We start from the raw sequence: 2864 nt of genomic DNA, 5'->3' as shown, positions 1-2864 counted from the left end.
GGCATGGAAAGCAAAATAAATAAAGATCTGACCGGGATAGTCACATAGCAAGTACGGATACTTGGAATCAGAATAAAGTGCGTTAAGCACTATTTTACGAGGCGGCAGTTTATACTGCCGCCTTTTTTTATGCTTAAATGGCCTCAATATCAACTTCATTTCAAATACTTACTTTAAATTAACCGTATACGCTATATAATCGTTTATTAAGTCAATACTTAGGTACTGCTGTATTTGATGAATGTATGCCCGCTCTGTAATCATTGTGCTCAATTTTTTGTTCAAGACAAAAAAAGAGCTTTCTACATCTGCGAACGCTGTGGCTTAGTCTTTGCTAACCCAAAATCACATCTTATGCCCGATATTGAGCGTCAGCGTTACGGTCGAGCACAAAAGTCATCGAATCAAAAGCCATTATCGCAATTTATACTGCCACTATTAGGCCAAATATCGCAGCAACAGAGCGGCGCGTTAACTGGCCTTAATTTTGGCCGCTTACTTGACGAACAGAGCAGGCAATCCATTGTTGATGCTGGTCATCTTGTTAATCAGTACGACCCGTTTTTTGCTGCAGATCAGTCGGTACTGAAACATAGCTATGATTTTGTATGTTGTTACCGGGTATTCGAACACTTTCGTCACCCACATCGTGAATGGAAGTTACTCAATCAGCTGGTTAAGCCCAATGGCTGGTTAGCAATAAGTACACCTTTATTGACCGATCAAGACCATTTTGCTAAATGGCATTACAAAAACAATCCAACTCATGTAAGCTTTTATCAGCAACAGACATTCGAATATTTAGCATTAAATAGTGATTTTGAGCTATTATTTGCATCGAAAGATCTGGTTTTGATGCAAAAATCATCAAAATCTGATATAAAGCGCATCCTTATTTAGTGCCTTGTAGAAATTGCTCTGCAAGGACGTGTTTAGAAAACCTAACGAGAACATCATGGCTCGCAGTAAAAAAACTCGCAAAGGCGGCGAAAACGGCGCTAAGTTTGCACCTAGAGTAAAAAAAGTTGATCGCAACGCGGTCGATGGTAAAAAATCTGAAACCGGCCGTAAATCAGGCAGCCGTCACAATGAAACGTTGCTTAAACAAGCATCTGGTAACACTTCGGTTAAGAGTAAAGATGTACGTCATGGCAGCAAAAAGCCGGTGGCACTCACTTTACCAACAGCGGTTACTGCGCCATTAGTAGTTAAGCCTAAGCAGCCTAAACTGACTGACGAACAGAAGTTATTGAAACTTGAAGATGATCCAAGACTAAATCAGTTACTTGACCAACTTGAAGAAGGTCGTGATTTATCTGACACAGATCAAAAGTGGTTGAATGTTCAGTTAGACAAAATTGAGCAACTGATGTTGAGCTTAGGCCTTACTGAAGGTGATGATACACCAACACAAAGCCCTAAAAAGCAACTGAGCGATGATGAACTATTAAATCGTTTTGAATCAGGTGCCGATCTGCTTAAAGATTATCAGCAGAAAGATTAATCTGCTCGATGAAAGTAATACCAAGCTATTTCTTGGTTTGATATCAGAAAACTGGCGCATATCGCGCCAGTTTTGTATTCAAAAAAGGATAAATTGTGTCTACAACCGCCATCGTTATTGCTTTACTCATTATTGTTGCCCTTGCTACCTACGCAGCACACTTACTGTTAACGCTTAAACGTAAAACACAAGCTAACCAACAAGCACTTTCTGAACGTAAGGCTAAAGCCGACGAGCGTAGACAGCAAATACTGACTGATATCCGTTACATTGCAGCAGCAATGCTAGAAGACCGTTGTGAACTGTCTGAAGGCGTTATGCGCATAGGTAAACTATTTGATGCATTATCCTTATCAGAACAAGTTATGGCAGACTTCCCTAACCTGTTTACCCATTATGAGCTAATTAGAAACCATCCCATCATGGAAGCACGTAAAGAGTTACCGAAACAACAACGGATGAAATTTGATTTTGAACGGATGAAATCAGAAGCAGAGTTAGAGCAGGTTATTCTAGACGAAGCAAAACACATCGCTGAGTTTGATAAGCCCATCACTCACTAGACAACATATTAGTTAACTTTAGAACGACATAGAAAACGATGCACCTGCGGCCTTTTGCTCTGCATTCATTGATGATAAGTAACTACTGCTGCATACGTTTACCTTACTCGCAAAGCCAATGGCAAGTTTAAACAAAGTAACTAACAACATTTATCTCATACCTTAGCCAAATTGAGGTTAAGCATGAAATTAGCACGATTACAGACTATGCTGATAATGCATATCACAAACGAATCAACGTCGATTAACCACATCAAATAGCTGATAAATCGAATAATAACAACAAGAAGCTTTATAAAGCTCAATGATTGGGGTCACACTATGTTCAGTTCACTTTGCTTAGGATTACTCAAAATACTGGGTTGGAAATTTGATGGCCAACTCGACAAAACTAAGCCATGCGTCATTATTGTTGGCCCACATACCAGTAACTGGGATTTCATCATTGGTATTATCGCCCGCAGTGCCTTAGGCACCAAAATCCACTTTTTAGGTAAGCATCAGCTGTTTATTCCACCTTGGGGATGGCTTTTTCGCGCCATGGGCGGCAGCCCTGTCGATAGACGTAAATACAATAACTTAGTTGACGGTGTGGTGCTGTTATTCCAACAAGATCCACTGTATAAACTGGCCTTAGCACCTGAAGGGACACGTAGCCCAGTAACCCGCTGGAAAAGTGGTTTTTACCATATTGCAGCCAAAGCGGATGTTGATATAGTGCCAATCGGATTAGATTTTGGCCGCAAAGCGGTTGTGATTGCCAAACCGTTAAGACCGACGGGAGATATTGAACACGA

General features: G+C 40.6%; 5 protein-coding genes. 4 read left to right on the top strand and 1 reads right to left on the bottom strand.

Annotated features, from left to right (window positions below; genetic code table 11):
* Positions 1-237: 237 nt before the first annotated feature.
* The 3 genes from CXF78_RS19045 (at position 238) to CXF78_RS19035 (ending at position 2067) form a co-directional block, all read left to right on the top strand.
* The gene (locus tag CXF78_RS19045; RefSeq protein ID WP_011639355.1) at positions 238-900 is read left to right on the top strand and encodes a methyltransferase domain-containing protein; all 663 of its coding nucleotides are present in this window, start codon (positions 238-240) and stop codon (positions 898-900) included.
* A 55-nt stretch (positions 901-955) separates the two neighbouring features.
* Positions 956-1504: a Der GTPase-activating protein YihI gene (gene yihI, locus CXF78_RS19040; protein ID WP_102037641.1), complete on the top strand. Its 549-nt coding sequence runs from the start codon at positions 956-958 to the stop codon at positions 1502-1504.
* Between the two features lie 95 nt (positions 1505-1599).
* Positions 1600-2067, top strand: a complete 468-nt coding sequence (locus CXF78_RS19035; RefSeq protein ID WP_059746073.1) for a DUF2489 domain-containing protein — start codon at positions 1600-1602, stop codon at positions 2065-2067.
* A gap of 18 nt (positions 2068-2085) precedes the next feature.
* Here the strand turns inward: CXF78_RS19035 and CXF78_RS21940 are convergent, their stop codons facing one another.
* Positions 2086-2217, bottom strand: coding sequence for a hypothetical protein (locus tag CXF78_RS21940; protein WP_257984955.1), 132 nt, complete (start codon positions 2215-2217; stop codon positions 2086-2088).
* A gap of 171 nt (positions 2218-2388) precedes the next feature.
* Between CXF78_RS21940 and CXF78_RS19030 the strand changes: the two genes are divergently transcribed.
* Positions 2389-2864: 1-acyl-sn-glycerol-3-phosphate acyltransferase (locus tag CXF78_RS19030; protein WP_102037640.1), on the top strand; the 476-nt coding region annotated here is incomplete at its 3' end.

Source organism: Shewanella sp. 11B5 (genome assembly GCF_002836795.1).
Lineage (GTDB): Bacteria > Pseudomonadota > Gammaproteobacteria > Enterobacterales > Shewanellaceae > Shewanella > Shewanella frigidimarina.
This window is presented reverse-complemented; position numbering and strand designations above follow the sequence as displayed.

Excerpts from the sequence above, each read along its gene's own strand:
- CXF78_RS19045 (WP_011639355.1), top strand. The coding sequence starts at position 238 with ATGAATGTATGCCCGCTCTGTAATCATTGTGCTCAATTTTTTGTTCAA.
- yihI (WP_102037641.1), top strand. The coding sequence starts at position 956 with ATGGCTCGCAGTAAAAAAACTCGCAAAGGCGGCGAAAACGGCGCTAAG.
- CXF78_RS21940 (WP_257984955.1), bottom strand. The coding sequence starts at position 2,217 with ATGTTGTTAGTTACTTTGTTTAAACTTGCCATTGGCTTTGCGAGTAAG.